The organism is Sphingorhabdus sp. SMR4y, from assembly GCF_002218195.1.
Lineage (GTDB): Bacteria > Pseudomonadota > Alphaproteobacteria > Sphingomonadales > Sphingomonadaceae > Parasphingorhabdus.
Map to the genome: position 1 here is coordinate 473,229 of NZ_CP022336.1, position 18,197 is coordinate 491,425.

General features: G+C 58.8%; 14 protein-coding genes. 9 read left to right on the top strand and 5 right to left on the bottom strand.

What is annotated here, in order from left to right; all coding sequences use genetic code 11:
• Window positions 1-142: 142 nt before the first annotated feature.
• Together clpA and SPHFLASMR4Y_RS02225 are read right to left on the bottom strand one after the other, a co-directional pair.
• Window positions 143-2,461 carry an ATP-dependent Clp protease ATP-binding subunit ClpA gene (clpA, locus tag SPHFLASMR4Y_RS02220; protein ID WP_089132106.1) on the bottom strand — a complete coding sequence of 773 codons (2,319 nt, stop codon included), beginning with the start codon at window positions 2,459-2,461 and terminating at the stop codon, window positions 143-145.
• 268 nt (window positions 2,462-2,729) lie between these two features.
• On the bottom strand, window positions 2,730-2,927 hold the full coding sequence (locus SPHFLASMR4Y_RS02225) for a DUF1192 domain-containing protein (RefSeq protein ID WP_089134621.1): 198 nt from the start codon (window positions 2,925-2,927) through the stop codon (window positions 2,730-2,732).
• Between the two features lie 100 nt (window positions 2,928-3,027).
• On the opposite strand from SPHFLASMR4Y_RS02225, the gene SPHFLASMR4Y_RS02230 reads away from it, so the two are divergent.
• From SPHFLASMR4Y_RS02230 to SPHFLASMR4Y_RS02250, 5 genes are all read left to right on the top strand, one after another.
• Complete coding sequence (locus tag SPHFLASMR4Y_RS02230) at window positions 3,028-4,038, top strand: NAD(P)H-quinone oxidoreductase (RefSeq protein WP_089132107.1); 1,011 nt, start codon at window positions 3,028-3,030, stop codon at window positions 4,036-4,038.
• Between the two features lie 207 nt (window positions 4,039-4,245).
• Window positions 4,246-5,157 carry a UDP-2,3-diacylglucosamine diphosphatase gene (locus SPHFLASMR4Y_RS02235; RefSeq protein WP_089132108.1) on the top strand — a complete coding sequence of 304 codons (912 nt, stop codon included), beginning with the start codon at window positions 4,246-4,248 and terminating at the stop codon, window positions 5,155-5,157.
• A complete protein-coding gene (locus SPHFLASMR4Y_RS02240) occupies window positions 5,154-6,218 on the top strand; it encodes a glycosyltransferase family 4 protein (protein WP_089132109.1) in 1,065 nt (354 codons plus the stop codon). Before SPHFLASMR4Y_RS02235 ends, SPHFLASMR4Y_RS02240 begins: the two co-directional genes overlap by 4 nt.
• 152 nt (window positions 6,219-6,370) lie before the next feature.
• A complete protein-coding gene (locus SPHFLASMR4Y_RS02245; RefSeq protein ID WP_089134622.1) occupies window positions 6,371-7,054 on the top strand; it encodes a DUF1013 domain-containing protein in 684 nt (227 codons plus the stop codon).
• A gap of 180 nt (window positions 7,055-7,234) precedes the next feature.
• Complete coding sequence (locus tag SPHFLASMR4Y_RS02250) at window positions 7,235-8,353, top strand: MBL fold metallo-hydrolase (protein ID WP_145955440.1); 1,119 nt, start codon at window positions 7,235-7,237, stop codon at window positions 8,351-8,353.
• Here SPHFLASMR4Y_RS02250 and SPHFLASMR4Y_RS02255 read toward each other — a convergent pair.
• On the bottom strand, window positions 8,350-9,633 hold the full coding sequence (locus tag SPHFLASMR4Y_RS02255; RefSeq protein ID WP_089132111.1) for a TCR/Tet family MFS transporter: 1,284 nt from the start codon (window positions 9,631-9,633) through the stop codon (window positions 8,350-8,352). The genes SPHFLASMR4Y_RS02250 and SPHFLASMR4Y_RS02255 overlap by 4 nt on opposite strands.
• A 97-nt stretch (window positions 9,634-9,730) precedes the next feature.
• On the opposite strand from SPHFLASMR4Y_RS02255, the gene SPHFLASMR4Y_RS02260 reads away from it, so the two are divergent.
• The gene (locus SPHFLASMR4Y_RS02260) at window positions 9,731-11,416 is read left to right on the top strand and encodes a long-chain-fatty-acid--CoA ligase (protein ID WP_089134623.1); all 1,686 of its coding nucleotides are present in this window, start codon (window positions 9,731-9,733) and stop codon (window positions 11,414-11,416) included.
• 15 nt (window positions 11,417-11,431) lie between these two features.
• On the opposite strand, the gene SPHFLASMR4Y_RS02265 is transcribed toward SPHFLASMR4Y_RS02260, so the two are convergent.
• A complete protein-coding gene (locus tag SPHFLASMR4Y_RS02265) occupies window positions 11,432-12,592 on the bottom strand; it encodes a sensor domain-containing diguanylate cyclase (protein ID WP_089132112.1) in 1,161 nt (386 codons plus the stop codon).
• Window positions 12,593-12,760: 168 nt separating this feature from the next.
• On the opposite strand from SPHFLASMR4Y_RS02265, the gene SPHFLASMR4Y_RS02270 reads away from it, so the two are divergent.
• Window positions 12,761-14,740, top strand: a complete 1,980-nt coding sequence (locus tag SPHFLASMR4Y_RS02270; RefSeq protein WP_089132113.1) for a lipoxygenase family protein — start codon at window positions 12,761-12,763, stop codon at window positions 14,738-14,740.
• A 52-nt stretch (window positions 14,741-14,792) separates the two neighbouring features.
• On the opposite strand, the gene SPHFLASMR4Y_RS02275 is transcribed toward SPHFLASMR4Y_RS02270, so the two are convergent.
• The gene (locus SPHFLASMR4Y_RS02275; protein ID WP_089132114.1) at window positions 14,793-16,085 is read right to left on the bottom strand and encodes an NADH:flavin oxidoreductase/NADH oxidase family protein; all 1,293 of its coding nucleotides are present in this window, start codon (window positions 16,083-16,085) and stop codon (window positions 14,793-14,795) included.
• A 205-nt stretch (window positions 16,086-16,290) separates the two neighbouring features.
• On the opposite strand from SPHFLASMR4Y_RS02275, the gene SPHFLASMR4Y_RS02280 reads away from it, so the two are divergent.
• Both SPHFLASMR4Y_RS02280 and SPHFLASMR4Y_RS02285 read left to right on the top strand, forming a co-directional pair.
• Window positions 16,291-16,683, top strand: coding sequence for a hypothetical protein (locus SPHFLASMR4Y_RS02280; RefSeq protein WP_186266022.1), 393 nt, complete (start codon window positions 16,291-16,293; stop codon window positions 16,681-16,683).
• 102 nt (window positions 16,684-16,785) lie between these two features.
• Window positions 16,786-18,132 carry a TldD/PmbA family protein gene (locus tag SPHFLASMR4Y_RS02285; RefSeq protein WP_089132115.1) on the top strand — a complete coding sequence of 449 codons (1,347 nt, stop codon included), beginning with the start codon at window positions 16,786-16,788 and terminating at the stop codon, window positions 18,130-18,132.
• Window positions 18,133-18,197 lie beyond the last annotated feature (65 nt).

Here is an 18,197-nt window from a genome sequence, read left to right on the forward strand (position 1 = left end):
ACTGGTTGGTATGTGTCAATGCGGTGTTGGATCGACCGGCGTTTCGTCCGATGGTTTCACTGTGCACCAGGCATAAAAAAACGGCGTGTAACCAGACACGCCGTTTTTCGATTTTGCCGGAACCTAAACCGCGGCCGGGCCGCTATTCCGTTTCGCTGGGAGCCTTGTTTTTCGCAGGCTTCTTCTTTTTCTTCGTCTTGGGCGCTGCCGATGTGATCTCGAAGGTCAGTTCATTGTCCTTCAGATGCACCTTGACCTCGCCGCCGTTCTTGAGCTTGCCGAACAGCAATTCTTCCGCGAGCGGTTGCTTGATCTTTTCCTGGATCAGGCGGCCCATCGGACGGGCACCGTAAAGCTTGTCGTAACCCCGTTCGGTGAGCCATGCCTGGGCGTCCTCGTCCAGTGTGATGTGAACATTCTGGTCGGCCAGTTGCAGTTCGAGCTCGAGGATGAATTTCTCGACAACCCGGGAGACCACTTCCGGCGGCAGATAGGCGAAGGGCACGATTGCATCGAGACGGTTGCGGAATTCGGGGGTGAACATTTTCTTCACCGCTTCTTCACCGGCATCTTCCTTGGACATATTGCCGAAACCGATGCCTTCCTTCGCCATGTCGGATGCGCCGGCATTGGTCGTCATGATCAGCACGACATTACGGAAGTCCACCGTCTTGCCATGGTGATCGGTCAGCTTGCCGTTATCCATCACCTGCAGCAAGATGTTGAACAGGTCGGGATGGGCCTTCTCGATTTCGTCGAGCAGCAACACGCAATGCGGGTTCTGGTCGATGGCATCGGTCAGCAGGCCACCCTGATCATAACCGACATAGCCCGGAGGCGCGCCGATCAGGCGGGAAACGCTGTGCCGCTCCATATATTCCGACATGTCGAAACGCTTCAGCGGAATGCCCATGATCGAGGACAATTGCCGCGCGACTTCGGTCTTGCCGACGCCGGTCGGGCCACTGAACAGATAGTTGCCAATGGGCTTGTCCGGTTCGCGCAGACCCGCGCGGGACAGTTTGATGGCACTGGACAGTTTGCCGATCGCTTCGTCCTGGCCAAAGACCACGCGCTTGAGATTGCGCTCGAGATTTTCGAGCGTCTGCTTGTCGTCCTTCGACACCGATTTGGGCGGGATACGCGCCATGTTAGCGATCACGGCCTCGATATCCTTGGTGGTGATCATTTTCTTGCGACGCGAAGGCGGCAACAGCATCTGCATGGCGCCGACCTCGTCGATTACGTCGATGGCCTTGTCCGGCAGCTTGCGGTCGTTGATATAGCGAGTGGACAGTTCCACCGCCGATTTCAGCGCGTCCGGCGCGTAGCGAACCTTGTGATGCTCTTCAAAGGCCCCGCGCAGACCGGCAAGGATCTTGATCGTATCCTCGACCGACGGCTCGTTGATGTCGATTTTCTGGAAACGCCGCAGCAAGGCGCGGTCCTTTTCGAAATGGTTGCGGAATTCCTTGTAGGTGGTCGATCCGATGCAGCGGATGACGCCACCGGACAGCGCCGGTTTCAGCAGGTTGGACGCATCCATTGCCCCGCCGCTGGTCGCGCCGGCACCGATCACCGTGTGAATCTCGTCGATGAACAGGATCGCGTCGGGCATTTTCTCGAGTTCGGCAACAACCTGTTTCAGCCGCTCTTCGAAATCACCGCGATAGCGGGTTCCGGCAAGCAGCGAACCCATGTCGAGCGAATAGATGACGGCCGGAAGCAATACATCTGGAACATTGCCTTCGACGATCCGCAGCGCCAGACCTTCGGCGATCGCCGTCTTGCCGACACCGGGCTCACCGACATAAAGCGGGTTATTCTTCGAACGCCGGCACAGAATCTGTACCGTGCGGTCGACTTCCGCCTGCCGTCCGATCAGCGGATCGATCCGGCCTTCTTCGGCCTTGGCGTTCAGATTGACGGTGAACTGGTCGAGCGCCGTCTCTTTCTTGTTCTTGTCTTTCTTGTCCTCTTCGCCCTCGATGCCGGACAATTCGGCCGGTTCGGGAGGATTGCCGCCCTTGCCGACTCCATGGCTGATGAAGCTGACCGCATCGAGGCGGCTCATGTCCTGCTGCTGCAGGAAATAGACGGCATAGCTTTCCCGTTCCGAAAAGAGCGCGACCAGCACATTGGCGCCGGTGACTTCATCCTTGCCGGAAGACTGGACATGCAGGATCGCCCGCTGGACGACACGCTGGAATCCCGATGTGGGGGAGGGGTCGATCGCTTTCTCGACCTTCAGCGAATCCAGTTCGCTGTCGAGATACAGAATGACCGCGTCCTCGAGTTCGCCCAGATCAACGCCGCAGGCGTTCATCACCTGCGAAGCATCGCCATCGTCAACAAGTGCGAGAAGGAGATGCTCGAGAGTCGCATATTCATGATTGCGATCAGCGGCGTTTTTCAACGCCTGATGCAGGGTTTTCTCGAGCGATTCTGCGAAGGATGGCATGTATTTTACTCCAAATGTGGGACGGCTACAGCGTCCCGTTTGCCGAAACTGGTGTCGTTCATCCGGTTCCGGGCTTTAACCAATTGCTTGCACTCTAGATCGTGAGCCACGCCCCAAAGGTCAAGGGCACCGGGCTTGAGATCTGCAACCATCCGGCCAAAGCTGCCAGTTATTCGTCTCTCTTCTCCTTTACGGTCCAAAATGGAACGTCTGAACCCGACTATTATTAAACAAGGTTAACAAATGCTTTAGCGAAAGCCAGCCTTTATCAGCTTTTGAACAGATTTTCTGCGCTAGCGCGATGGCTCACGGCGAATTTTTTCTTCGCTTCGCAACGGCTTATTTCCGATTTCAACAGGGAAATCCGTTGTTCCAGCTCGTTTACAGATAATGGGTCGAGATCCTGTTTGATCAGCAAGGCCACCGGATCATTGGCGTTGCGCGGTAAATTGTCATCATCATCCATGAATCGACGTGCCTCCTGCATCGCAATGTTGACCGGCCGCGCTTTGCTGTCAATAAGGGCCGGAAATTAGGGAGCTCGCAAATTTCCTGGGGGACATTCAATGCCTGTATCTGAACTGTTGCAAAAAGAGATGACCGCTGTCGCGATCAGCGAAGCCGGCGGACCGGAAGTCCTGAAGGCGGTGACCGTGGATATGCCGCAGCCGAAGCCGGACGAGGTGCTGATCCGGGTGGCTGCCGCCGGCGTCAACCGTCCCGATGTTGTCCAGCGCATGGGGCTCTATCCGGCCCCGCCCGGCGCATCGCCACTACCCGGTCTGGAAGTGTCCGGAACCGTTGTCGGTCTCGGCGAAAATGTCGAGCCGGAATGGATCGGCCGTAAGATTTGTGCGCTGACCAATGGCGGCGGCTATGCCGAATATTGCGTCGCGCCGGTCGGGCAATGTCTCGACGTGCCGGACAGCCTGACCATGGAAGAAGCGGCCGCGTTGCCTGAGACGCTGTTCACTGTCTGGGGCAATCTGTTCAACCGCGGTTTCGCCCGGGAAGATGAAACCGTGCTGGTTCATGGTGGTACCAGCGGCATCGGCACGATGGCGATCAAGCTCGGCAAGCTGTTCGGCCTCAAGGTCATCGTCACCTGCGGCAGCGATCAGAAATGCACCGCCGCCAAGCAGATCGGCGCCGACCATGCGATCAACTACAAGAGCCAGGACTTTGTCGAGGAAATCAAGAAGATCACCGACGGCCAGGGCGTCGAAATCGTTCTGGACATGGTTGCCGGCGACTATGTCGCGCGCAATCTGAAATGCCTGAAACAGGATGGTCGTCACGTGACCATCGCGGTGCAGGGCGGGGTGCAGGCCACGATCAACATGGCCCAGGTGATGATGAACCGCCTGACCCTCACGGGGTCGACGCTGCGACCACAGTCGGCAGAGCGCAAGGCGCTGATGGCCGATGAAATCTATCGCTATGTCTGGCCGGATGTCGCGGCGGGCAAGTTGAAGCCGGTCATGGATGAATGTTTCCCGCTCGCCGAAGCCGCCAGGGCGCACGCTCATATGGAAGCGGGTGACCATATCGGCAAGATCGTGCTGAAGGTCGAATAGCGAGCGCCTTGATCCCTGACGATCATCTTCCGGTCTGCCGGCGTGATCATGAACCGGGGAGAAGGCTGTTTCGTGCCTGCACAACCAGCCGTAACTGCCTTCGAACATCCGGGTCTTTCGTCACCAAAGCTTCATAAATTCGGGACTTTGCTGTAATAAACGGCTGCTAGTGGCCGGGCCATGGAAATCCTCTCCATGGGAGTTTTTATGGCCAAATATTTCCCCCCGTTCAGCAAAACCGATGTTCCGCTGCTCGACGCCGATCGCTACGAGGCGCGGCTCAAGCGCAAGCCACGCGTGTCGCCCAGTGATCGTACGCGCTACCGGACGATCTGGATATCCGATATCCATCTCGGCACCCGCGGCTGCAACGCCGACCTGCTGATCGATTTTCTCGACCATGTGGATAGCGATACGCTCTATCTCGTCGGGGACATTATCGACGGCTGGCGGCTGAAGAAAAAGTTTTTCTGGCCGGACGGGCATAATGATATCATCTGGCGTATCTTGAAGCGGGCACGGCGCGGCACCCGCATCGTCTATATTCCCGGCAATCATGACGAGATGTTTCGCCAGTTTACCGGCCTGAACTTCGGCGGCGTCGAAATCCGGCGGTCGGCTATCCATGAAACCGCCGATGGTCGTCGCCTGCTGGTCCTGCACGGTGACGAATTTGATACGGTGATGCTCGCGCATCGCTGGCTCGCCGTGATCGGGGACGCCGCCTATGTGTCCCTGATGCGGGTCAACTGGCTGGTTAACAAGGTCCGCAACTGGCTGGACCTGCCATATTGGTCGCTTTCGAAAATGGCCAAGCACCGGGTCAAAAATGCGGTCGAATTTATCGGCCGTTATGAAGAAACCGTGGCCAAGGCTGCGGAAAGCCGTGGCGTCGACGGTGTCGTCTGCGGCCATATCCACACCGCGGAGCATCGCGTGATCAAGGGTGTTGAATATTATAACGACGGCGACTGGGTTGAAGGTTGCACGGCACTGGTCGAATGTGACGACGGCACTATGCAGATTCTCCACTGGGCCGAAGAAATGAAGGCCCGCAAGGCACGCGGGGAAAAGCCGGCCAGACTGGTATCGGTCGACGGCATGGATCAGGCAGCGTGAGGATCGCGCTGGTAACCGATGCATGGCATCCGCAAGTCAATGGCGTGGTACGGACCCTCGATACGGTAATCGCGCTGTTGCGCGAGAGGGGACATGAAATTTTGGTGATTTCGCCCGATCAGTACCGGTCCGTTGCTGCGCCGAGCTATCCGGAAATCCGTCTTGCCTTTGCCCGTGCGGGGACCATCGGCAAACGCATAGAGGCATTTGGAGCAGATGCTGTCCATCTGGCCACCGAAGGTCCCTTGTGCATTCAGGCCCGCCGCTGGTGTAAACGTAAAAACCAGCCTTTTACAACTGCCTATCATACACAGTTCCCGGAATATCTCGCACGACGCACACAATTGTCACCGCGTTTCTTCTGGCCCTATATCCGCTGGTTTCACCGGGGGGCGGAAGCGATCATGGTTTCGACCCAAAGCGTCCGTGATCAGTTGAAGCGCGAGAAACTGCCGCACAGCCATCACTGGAGTCGCGGTGTCGATCTGGACAATTTCCATCCCGCCGCGCCTCATCCCGCGGAATATGAACAACTTCCGCGGCCGATACAGCTCTATGTCGGGCGAGTGGCGATCGAGAAGAACATCGAGGCGTTTCTCGACAGCAGTCAGCCGGGAACGAAAGTTGTGGTCGGTGATGGTCCGGCGCTGGAAGGGTTGCGCGCGCGCTATCCCGCTGTGCATTTTGCCGGCAGGAAAACGGGGCAGGAGCTGGCCGGCTATTATGCAGGAGCCGATGTTTTTGTTTTTCCCAGCAAGACCGACACATTCGGTCTGGTGATCATCGAGGCGCTGGCCTGCGGCACGCCGGTGGCGGCGTTTCCGGTAACCGGACCGGTTGATATCCTGACGGCGGAAAGCGGCGTCATGAATGATGACCTCGACGTGGCGATAGCCCGCGCGCTGGCCCTCGACCCCGCCGACTGTATAGCTCTCGGCGCGCAATTCAGCTGGGAGGCGAGCGCCAGCCAGTTTGTAAGCGGTCTGGTCATACAGGACCCGCGTCTGGATTGTCACATGTCGCGCAGGATGCTCGCAAAGGCGATATTTGCGCGGGTCTAGCCAAATATCTTGCCGACTCCCTCCAGATAAACTACATAGGTCGCCAACAGGCCGTCTCCGCAAGGGGGCGGCCCTTTATTTTATATTGCCGCTGGTGCAAAAGCACCAGTTATCAGAAGGATGCCATCATGGCCGAACAAGCAACTCCTCTTATGCCGCATGCAACCGCCAGCTGGCTTGTGGACAATACGGCGCTCAGCTTTGACCAGATCGCCGAATTCTGCGGAATCCATATCCTCGAAGTCAACGCGATGGCGGATGATCTTGCCAGTTCCAAATATACCGGCCGCGATCCGGTGCAGGCGCATGAATTGACCCATGAGGAAATCGAGAAAGCGGAAAAAGATCCGGACTACCGCATGGTCATCCAGAAAGGCCCGGAGCAGGTGCGCCGCACCAAGGGGCCACGCTACACGCCGGTTTCCAAGCGCCAGGACAAGCCCGACGGGATCGCCTGGCTGCTCCGCAACCATCCGGAGATTTCCGATGCGCAGGTCGGCAAGCTGATCGGCACCACCCGGACCACGATCAGCGCCATCCGCGATCGCGAGCACTGGAATATCGCCAATATCTCGCCCAAAGATCCCGTCACTCTCGGTCTCTGTTCGCAGCGCGAGCTGGATGCCGTGGTCGCCAAGGCGGCGAAAAAGGCTGGCATCGAACCGGATGTGGCCGATGATACCAAGCTGGGTGGCGACAAGGAAGCGCTGATTGCCGAACTGCGCGAGGAACGCGCACAGGCGGCTCGTGACGCGGAAGCCGCGCTGGCGGGTGAAGGCGAGGAAGAAGCGGCACCGGTCGAACATACCGCAGAAACGCTGTTCAAGGACCGCTGAGCGCCAGACCTCGCGTTCGCGCCGGTCTCATAAGCGGAATATCAGGAAAGCCGGTGCGCAGCGCCGGCTTTTCCCGTTTATACGACGGGAACGGATGCCGTTCCGCCTATCAAAAACAGGGTTTAACTATCCGGTTAAATCGCCTTGCGCTCGGCCGCGCCATGGGTCTATGACCGGCGCATGGATGCACCCCGGAAACCGCCTGCCTATGATGCGATGCTCGCCGATCACGGCTTTGACCCCATTGAATCGGACGGCCTGACCTATCCGCTCGGCGACTTTGAACCGAAATATGGTGAATATTTCGAACTGATGCCCGGCATCGGCTGGACTCGCACACCGGTGCCCGGTCCGCTCGGCCATATCAACAACTGGGTGCTCGCCGACCGTCATGAAGACGGCAGCGCCGGCTTTGCAATCGCCGATACCGGCCTGTTCATGCCGCAGGTGATCGACGCCTGGAAGCATCTGTTCGAAGAAGGTGCGCTGCACGGGCAGAGCGCCACCAAGATCATCGTTACCCATTATCATCCCGATCATGTCGGCTGCGCCGGCTGGCTCGCCAACCGGTTCAAGGCGCCCCTGCACATGAACCGCACCGAATGGCTGCTGACCCGCATGCTGCTCGCTGACAAGCGCGACGGCGTGCCGCAGGAAGCGCTGGAAGAATGGCGCTTCTGCGGCTGGGAACAGCATCTGATCGACGATTTCGCCAAAAAGGGCTGGGGCCGTTTCGCCCGCGCCGTTTCCGACCTGCCGATCGGCCATATCCGCATGGAAGAGGGCACAAGACTGAAAACCGGCGACCATGAATGGCGAGTGATGATCGGCAACGGCCACACGCCCGAACATGCCTGCCTGATCGACGACACGGCCAAGGTGATGATCTCCGGTGACCAGATATTGCCACGGATCACTTCCAACATCTCGACCATGCTCAGCGAACCGACCAGCGATCCGCTGGGCGAATGGCTGGCCAGCATCGACCGGTTCCGCGCGGAACTGGACAATGAATTGCTCATTCTGCCCGCCCATGGCCGGCCGTTTCTCGGCGCGCACCAGCGGCTCGACGCGCTGGCCGAACGGCATAATGAAGCGCTGGACGATCTCGAACAGGGCCTGCGCGAAAGCCCCAAGCGCGTGGTCGACAGCTTCCCCTATCTGTTCCGCCGCCCGATCACCCCGGACGTCATCGGCATGGCCAGCGGCGAGGCAATGGCGACGCTCCGGCACCTCGAATATACCGGTCGCGCCCGCCTGGACATGAAGGACGGCACCGCCTGGTACAGCGCGGCCTAGCCGGTGATCGACTTGGCATCGATTGGTGGTTCGACCTCGTCGCTGGTGCAGTGCAGCGCATAGCCACGCAGGAAGACGCCCAGCGCAACGAGGGAAACAATCCCGGCCAGTCCGAAGGGCGCTCCGGGCAGATAGTAGATCGATCCGGCCACGGTGAAAGCGGCAAACACACCGGCGAACAGCGGCGGACCGATCACCGAGGCGGTGCTTTGCAGACTGGCGACCGCGCCTTGTAATTCGCCCTGCGTCTCGTCGGACACGGCGTTGCTCATCAGCCCGTTGATCGACGGCTGGAACAGCCCCTGCAGAGAGCCGACCGGTATCGCGATGAAAATCAGCCAGCCCTGGTCAGGACCGGCCACGACGTAGAATATCGAACTGGCGGCCATGGATATGGTGGCGAGAATGACCGCATTGCGTTCGCCGATCCGCGGGATCAGGACGCGGATCAGCAGACCCTGGACGATGGCGGCGCCGACGCCGATACAGGCCAGAGCCATGCCCACGGTCCACTCGCTCCAGCCAAAGGCTTCGATCGCATAGAAAGCAAATATGATCGGATAAACGACATGGGAGGTCATCCAGATGGTCAGGGCCGACGCATACCACAGGACAATCCTGTTCTGGCCGCCAAGGCCTTTTAGCGCGACCAGCGCATTGGCACGGGCGAGTCTGAAGGGCCTCCGCTTTTCCGCTGGCAGGCTTTCCTTGAGCAGAAAGAAGCCGAACAGCAGGTTGAGCGCGGCGAGCACGCTGGCCCCGAAAAAAGGCAGGCGCGTGCCATATTCTCCCAATATGCCGCCAACCGCCGGTCCGATGATGAAGCCCAGTCCGAAGGCCGCGCCGATCAGGCCGAAATTCTGGGCCCGTTTGTCGGGAGGGGAGATGTCGGCGATATAGGCATAAGCGGTGCTGAAGCTGGCGCCCATGATCCCGGCAATGATCCGCGCGGCAAACAGCCATAACAGCGAGGAAGCAAATCCCATCAGCATATAGGCAATGGCATAGCCTCCGAGCGCACCGAGCAGCACCGGACGTCTGCCAAAGCGGTCGGAGAGATTGCCGATGATCGGACCGAAGACAAATTGCATGGCGGCATAGGCAAAGGCGAGCCAGCCGGCATAGACGGCCGCATCCGACAACGTGTCCCCGGTGATGCTGGTAATCAGTTTCGGGAGGACCGGCATGATGATGCCGAACCCCAGCATATCGATGAGCACGACGAGAAAAACGAAAACCAGTGATGATCTGGCGGCGGGCTGGGGAGGGGATTCGCTCATGGGCTTTTTCCCCTACACTCTGATCGGCCGGAAAGGGAGCCATTTAGCCCGGCAATTTTCATTGTCAGTTCAGCCGGCATCACTTACATGAATGTCAATGACTGATATTTATCCTGACCAGCCTCCGATCTGGAAAACCCATTATAATCATCCCACGCCCTGGGATCAATTTTATGCGCCGCTGTCGATGCCCGGAATGTTCTTCCGGTCTGCCGGCCGTCGCGGCGATGCCAACCTGCTCGACTTCATGGGCCGTAAGTACAGCTACAGCGAAGTGGCTGCCGGCGTCGTCCGGGTAGCCAAGGGGCTGCAGGATATGGGAGTCGGCAAGGGCGACCGGATCGGCCTGTTTCTGCCCAACGTGCCACATTATGTCAGCGCCTATTACGGCGCGATGGCAATCGGCGCGACGGTCGTCAACTTCTCGCCGCTCTACACGGTGGAAGAGCTCAATCATCAGGTGGAGGACAGCGGTACCAAGATATTGTTCACGCTATCCGCGACCGCGCTGTTCCCGACCGCATATAAGGTACTGGAGCAGTCAAGCCTGGAACGTCTGGTGGTTGGCAGTATCGCTGGCGCGCTGCCGGCCGGCAAGGCCCTGTTCTACTCTCTGTTCCGCCGCAAGGAGAGCAGCCCGCAACCCGACGATGTCCGGATCACCCCCTTTTCCGAGCTTATCGACAATGACGGCATCTACAAGGCCCCCAATATCCGTCCGGAAAAGGATATCGCCCTGCTGCAATATACCGGCGGCACCACGGGCACGCCCAAGGGCGCCATGTGCAGTCACCAGAACCTGACCGCCAACGCGCGGCAGATCAACAATATCGATCCTTTCATCGACGAAAGTGACCGGCTGATGGGCGTGCTGCCTTTCTTCCATGTCTTCGCCAACAGCGCCGTACTCAACCGTACGGTCGAGCGCGGCGGGGAGATCGTCATGCTGCCGCGTTTTGACGCAAAACAGACGTTGAAGGCGATCAGCCGTGCCAAGATCACCGCCATGCCCGGCGTGCCGACCATGTACCAGGCCTTGCTTGACCATCCCGACATAGACAAGACCGACTTTTCCTCGCTCAAGGTCTGTGTCTCCGGTGGCGCGCCGCTGCCGATGGAGCTGAAAACCAAATTCGAGGCCAAAACCGGAGCGAAGCTGGTCGAGGGCTATGGTCTGACCGAAAGCTGCGGCGTTGTCAGCGCCAATCCCTATGAAGGGCTCAACAAGCCCGGTACCATCGGCCAGCCGGTCCCCGGCACATTGGTCAAGCTGGTCGACAAGGCCGATCCGGCAAAACCGGCTCCCGACGGCGAGCCGGGGGAATTGATCTTCTCCGGCCCGCAGGTCATGCAGGGCTACTGGAACCTGCCCGACGAGGACGAGAACGTCTTTGTCGACGGTTTCCTGCGTACCGGCGATGTCGCGACGATTGACGCGGATGGCTATATCAAGATCGTCGACCGGTTGAAGGACATGATCGCGGTCGGCGGTTTCAAGGTCTTTCCGAGCCAGGTCGAGGAAGTGCTCTACAAGCATGAAGCGGTCAAGGAAGCGCTGGTGATCGGGGTGCCGGACGATTATCGCGGCGAAAGCCCCAAGGCCTATGTCGCTCTGGAAACGGACGGTGCGGTTAGTGGCGAAGAACTGAAAGACTGGCTCAACCCGCAACTGGGCAAGCACGAAAGGGTAGTCGACGTCGTGATTCGTGACAGTCTGCCCAAGACGATGATCGGCAAGCTGGACCGAAAGGCGTTGCGCGCCGAGGAACTGGACCAGGACTAACCGCCGAGACGGTGGTTATCCTGACGTCGTGCGGACCTTTTCGGCGTTCTTTGAAGCGAAGACCTTGGCTTTGGCGGTATAGTTCTTCACGGCATAGAGCTGCCGGTCGGCGGATTCGAGCAGGCTGTTCGCCGTCGTTCCGTCGAGCGGCCAGGTCGCAATACCGACACTGGCCCGCACCCGGATGACATGGTCCTGCACCACGCAAGGGGGGACCAATGCAGCCAGCAGATGGTCCGCACAGGCGGTGTCGGAGATGGCGGAATCCGGCGACAGCAAGACGGCGAATTCATCGCCGCCCATCCGCGCGACAATACCGTTGTCACCGCAGGCCTTGCGTAGACGCTTCGCGACTTCGACCAGCAATTGATCGCCGACGGCATGACCGAATTGGTCATTGACCGGCTTGAACCCGTCAAGATCGACCAGAGCGACCGAAAATGTCCGCTCAACGTCTTGCTCGTTGATCTGGCGGGCGAGATTTTCTGCCAGCACCCGGCGGTTGAACAGGCCGGTCAGCGGATCGGTATGGGCCAGTTTGCTCATATCATTTTGCAGCAGCAACATGTGGATGAACTGGTCATTCTGCTGGGTGATCAGCCGGTACAGAAATGTCGTTACCATGATCAGGCTGGCCGCCGCCGACCAGGCGAGGGGATCGCGGGACAACAGCAGGATGATCGTGATCGGCATGATCCCGATGATGATGTTGAGGATTGCCGCGAGGCGGATCGTCGCCAGCGTGTAAATGGTCGTCAGCGAGCCCATCGCGAGAGTGAAAGGATAGAAGAGCTTCATATCCTCCGGTGCATGGACATAGCTGAGCACGCACCAGATGCTGACAAGACCGCATATCGCGGCGGAGAAGAAAGTGGCTTCGGCGATAAACTTTCGCGCCAGATCGGGGCTGCCTGAAGCGTTGCGGTCCTTGATCAGGGATAGGAAGCCGATCAGGCAGCAACTGCCCATTGCGAGCGGCATGCCATAGCGGATCCAAGGCTCGGCTCCGACGCTGGAGGCGTAGAGAACAAAAGGAATGGTCAGGAACATGGCGAGAAAAAGCGCACGCGACTGGCTCTGCAAACGGGTGGCGCTCAATATCGCAAATTCATCACGGACGGTTTCGGGAACCGGCGGTATGAGGCGATGGATAAACTGTCGGATCAGTGACTGCATGCAGCGTAGGTAACGGCTAAATGTAAATGTCGCGTTAAGCTTGCTGTCCTGGTCCAGAAGTCAGCTTGCAACTGGCTTGCAAAGGATTTGATATACCGCCGTTTACATCAAGTTAACTAAGAATATTTAGGATGACGCGGTCTGAAATCCAACCGGGGGGAAGTCTCTATGTCCTTTGAAAATGCCAGCTCGATTATCGCTACTCACACAGGTGCAGGAGAGGCGGTGAAACGCGGCGCAAGCAATCCCAGCCTGCCGCAGAACGACACGCCCGAACAGCGCGTCGAGCGCCGGGAACAGATCAACGCGACATCGACGCAATATCAATGGACTACCGACATGGCCAGCTTGCCCGGTGTCCCTCTGGCCACGCATGTGCCGTCCGATGACCAGCCGTCTATCGAATGGTGGTTCAAGGTGCTTGAAGTGAGCATCGCCATATTGGAAAATGTCAAGGCAGTGCTGCTGAAACCGATATTTTCCGGACTCGACGAAGCGGCGAAGAAAACCGTCGGCGACGCAATGGGGGATGCCCGCGACATCGCTGCAAAAGTGGAGGCCCTGCGCGAGAAGCATCGGGTCGCCGAAGCCGGCCCGGGTCTCGAAAAGAGCATCGAGGAAGCCGTCCAGGGGGCCGATATCGAAGAGCTGAAGGCGCACGACAGCGCCCTGCGCGACATCCTCACCATCATCGTCGATATTCTCAAGGCCGAAGAAGCCGCGCATACGCGTTCGATCGAGGCCTATCGCGATCTCTACCAGACGCTGCCGACTCCCGGCATTGCCTATACGTTCCAGGATGATGACCAGTTTGCCCGGCTGCGCGTGGCCGGACCCAATCCGATGCTGCTGCAGGGTATTGACCGGATCCCGGACAATTTCCCGGTGACGGCGGCACAATATGCCGCGGTGATCGGCGGAGACAGCCTGTCGGAAGCTCTGGAAGACGGGCGGGTGTTTCTCTGTGATTATAACGACCTGGAAGTGCTTGTTGCGGGAGTCTGGAAAGGCCATGCGAAATATGTCTATCGGCCGATGGCGCTCTTTGCCGTGCCGCCGGGAGGGTCGTCGCTCAAGCCGGTTGCCATCCAGTGCGGCCAGGACAACAGCCAATATCCGGTAATGACCCCTTCGGACTCCGCGTCCGAAAAATGGGGCTGGGAAATGGCGAAATTCATCGTCCAGGTCGCCGACTGCAACTACCACGAACTTTTCGTTCATCTTGCCGGTACCCATCTGGTCAGCGAAGCCATTGCCGTGGCCACCCGGCGCAATCTCGCCAATGTCCATCCGCTCTGGTCGTTGCTGGTACCGCATTTCGAGGGCACCTTGTTCATCAACAATCTGGCGGTGGAAACCCTGATCAACAAGGGTGGCCCGATCGACGACTTTTTTGGCGGCACGATCGAATCCAGCCAGCTCGCCGCCGTCCAGGCCCGCCTGTCCTTTGACTTTTACAAGAAAATGACGCCGGTGGATTTTGCCGAACGCAACGTCGCCGATCCCGCCTGTTTGCCGGACTATCCCTATCGCGATGACGCCATTCTGGTCTGGGATGCGATCCACGACTGGGCCGCGCAATATATCAACATCTATTATAGCGATGACGACGCCGTCACCGGCGACAGCGAGCTGGCCCTGTGGGTGTCCTCGATCGCATCGGAGGGTCATATCGTCGGCTTCCGACCGATCACCACCCGCGCCCAGCTCATCGACGTCTGCACGATGATCATCTTCACGGCCAGCGCCCAGCATGCGGCTGTCAATTTTCCACAGCGTACGCTGATGACGTTTGCGCCTGCAATCACCGGGGCAGGCTGGACAGCAGCGCCCGGCGAGCAGACCGGACACAGCAAGGAAGAATGGATCCAATATATGCCGCCCATGTCGCTGGGCTTGCTGCAATTGTCATCGCTCGAACTGTTGGGTTCGGTCTATTATCGACCGCTTGGCGACTATCGCACCAACCGCTTTCCCTACAAGCCCTGGTTCCAGGATCCGGTGATCACCGGTGATGAAGGACCACTGGCGCGTTTCCAGGCCGGGCTGCGAGCGGTGGAGTCGCGGATCATTGCCCGCAACCAGCGGCGCATGCATCCCTATGTCTATCTGCAACCGAGCCAGATTCCGACGAGCACCAATATCTAGCCAACGGGCCCTCGAGGGGACAATTTCCAACAGAAAGGCGCGCAGTCCCGGTTCAGGCCGGGCTGCGCGCGGCCAAAATGCGCTTGTTTCGTTTCTCTACTGCCTGAAATGCGCTAAAAACGCCAAGATTCGGGTCGGTTTTGCCGGTTTTTCCAAGCTTATCGAGCTGTTCGTAGAACCAGAATATGACGGCGAAACTGGCGACCGCCTTGACCGTCTGGAAGCGCATCAGAAAGCCCAGCCAGTCGGGGAGCAGGTGAAGCCTGTCCTCGAACCGTGGCAATGCTTCCAAATCTTCCATTAAACGCTTCGGCGCATCGGTCATGACGCACATCGGACGGCCAAGACCGATCAGGTCGGCAGCGCCGCTGGCGAGGGCTGTTTCCATCGCTGTCCGGGTCCGGAAGCCGCCGGTTACCATCAGCGGAACCTTGACCGTATCCTGCATCGCCTTGGCGAAATCGACGAAATAGGCTTCGCGCGCCTTGGTCGACGGCGCGACATTCTGCTCCTCCCTTTCCTCGATTCCGTCCGATCCCATAAGCGCGGGCTGTTCATAGGTGCCGCCGGAGATTTCGACCAGATCGACGCTGGCTTCCTCCAGCCAGCGCACGACTTGCAGACTGTCCTCGAAATTGAACCCGCCTTTCTGGAAATCGGCGCTGTTCAGCTTGACCGAAATCGGGAAATCCGGGCCGACCGCGGCGCGGACCTTTGCCACTGCGGTCAGCAGAAAACGCGCCCGATTTTCCAGGCTTCCACCATATTCGTCGCTACGCTGGTTGGATCGCGGGCTGAGAAAGCTGCTGAGCAAATAGCCATGGGCGGCATGGATCTGCGCGCCGGTAAAGCCGGCTGCCCGACAGGTCTTTGCGGCCAGCGCGAAGCGGTCGACAAGGTCTTCAATCTCTTGCCTGGTCAGCGCCACCGGCTCGCCAAATTGCCCGCCGGGAAGGCCGAGCTTGACCGCTGACGGGGCCTTGGGATGTTTGTTGACATTGCTCTGCGTCTGCCGGCCGGCATGGCTGATCTGAGCCCAGAAATGGTTGCCGTTGCGCGTCGCCGCCTGCGCCCAGCTGGCCAGTGCTGCCATCATCGCCTCGTTCGCCGGGCGATCGATGACGACATTGCCCGGACGCTCGAGATGGTCGCGGTCGATCTGGATATTGCCGCTGAGCAGCATGCCGGCACCGCCATCCGACCAGAGCCCGTACAGCCGCTCCAGTTCCGGCGTTGGAACACCGTCCGGGGTCGCCATGCCCTCGGTCATGGCAGCCTTGGCGATCCGGTTGGGCAGGGTGGCTCCGCAGGGAAGTGCCAGTGGATCGGAAAGAGATATGGTCATGACGGCCCCCGAATTTGGATTGCGTTTGAAAACTGATTCTGTCTTATGTCGTAATTTTTGGCAAGCAGAACCGGATTATTCCGACATAAAGTGCTGAGAAACGACATATTTGGCTTTTGGAACAATTAGCGTATAGTGTCATGGAAAGGTCGTACGGGGGCAAACTCCGGCGACAGTTGGAGATGATATTTTGAGGGGAATGGAAATGGTCGCAACAGCGTCTCGAAAATCAGTCAGCAAGCACCAGGCGGGACACGATGTTCAGCATCACGGCGTCCGCTGGGACAAGAAGATGAGCAACAATTGCGCAGCCGCATTGCTGGTCTATACCATCTTGCAGATTTTCGTGGTTTTGCGCTTCATCGAAACCAAGGGCATGTCGATCGCTCCCTATTTTGGACTGATCGTGCTCGTTGCCGTGATCATTCCCTTCTGCAGAAATTTCGAAAAACGTTGGGCAGATATGCACAACAGCGGCTTGACCGATCAGAGCCTGGCCGCAAAATTCCGCGCAGATCAGTCACTTTTGTGGCTATTGGCTCTGGGTTTACCATTTGTCTTTGTCGCTCTGATCACAGCCATCGGAGCCATCGTCTGAATAGCGGCCGGTATTTGGCGGTCTCCCGGAACAGACAACGCTTTCTTCGCCATCTGGCACCAGATCGTTGACCTTGCTGGGCGCCGCACCTATGTCCAGCCCATGCTAAAACCTTCTGAAGCGCAGGACCGCGCTGACGCCCTGATCTCCCAAGCCAAAAAAGCCGGTGCTGATGCCGCCGATGCCATCTACGTATGCGATGCCGCAACCCAGGTGCAGATGCGTCTCGGCAATCTGGAAGATGTCGAGCGGTCCGAGGGAGAAGAAATCGGTCTCAGGGTTTTTGTCGGCAAACGGTCGGCTACAGTATCATCCTCCGACATGGATCCCCAGATTCTGTCCGCGCTGGTAGGGCGTGCACTCGACATGGCCAAAGAGGCCCCGGAAGACCAGTTTGCCGGTCTCGCGCCCGAAGAATTGCTGCTTAAATCAGAACCCCACGCGATCGAAGGCGATGACGGCCAGGATCCAGATCCCGAGTTTTTGCGCGAATTGGCGTTGAAAGCGGAAGACGCCGCGCGAGCGGTCGAGGGCGTGACCAACAGCGAAGGCGGTGGTGCCAGCGCCGGGCGCAGCATTGTTGCTCTGGCCACCAGTCATGGCTTTTCCGGTGCCTACTCAACGAGCGGCTACAGCCTGTCCGCCAGCGTTATTGCCGGCAAGGGCGATGGCATGGAACGCGATTACGCCTATGACAGCGTGCGTTTTCTCGAAGATCTGGACTCAGCACAAGATATTGGCAAGGAAGCCGGCGAACGCGCCGTTGCAAGGCTCAATCCCGTCAGTTTCCAATCCGGTGCCATGCCGGTCGTCTACGATCCCCGCGTCGGCAACAGCCTGCTCGGTCATTTTATCGGGGCTATTTCCGGTAGCGCCATCGCGCGTAAAACCAGCTTTCTGCTGGATGCTCTCGACAGCCAGGTATTCGACAGCGCGGTGTCGATCATCGATTGTCCGCATCGCAGGCGCGGGCTTCGCTCGAAGGCCTTTGACGGCGAGGGATTGCCAACGGCGAAAACCAAATTGATCGATAACGGCCGTCTGACTCAGTGGATCATGGAAAGCGCTTCGGCGCGCCAGCTAGGCCTGCAGCCGACCGGCCATGCTTCGCGCGGAGTCGGTGGTGCGCCGGGCGTGAGTGTAACCAACCTGCACATGAGCAATGGGGCGATCAGCAAGTCGGAACTGATCAGGGATATTCAGCATGGCGTCTATATAACCGAACTGATCGGCATGGGTGTCAATCCCGTCACTGGCGATTATAGCCGCGGTGCGGGCGGTTTTCTGATCACTGATGGAGAGATCGGACCACCCGTCTCGGAAATCACCATTGCCGGCAATCTCAAGGACATGTTCAAGAGCCTCGTCGCAGCCGATGATCTGGACTATCGCTATGCCGCCAATGTGCCGACTTTACGGACCGACAGCATGACAGTGGCGGGCGGCTAGGCAAAGCCGTTGCCGGGGTGGCTTGCGGGTGACGACTGTCGGGTCCGACAGGTTGGCGACGGGCT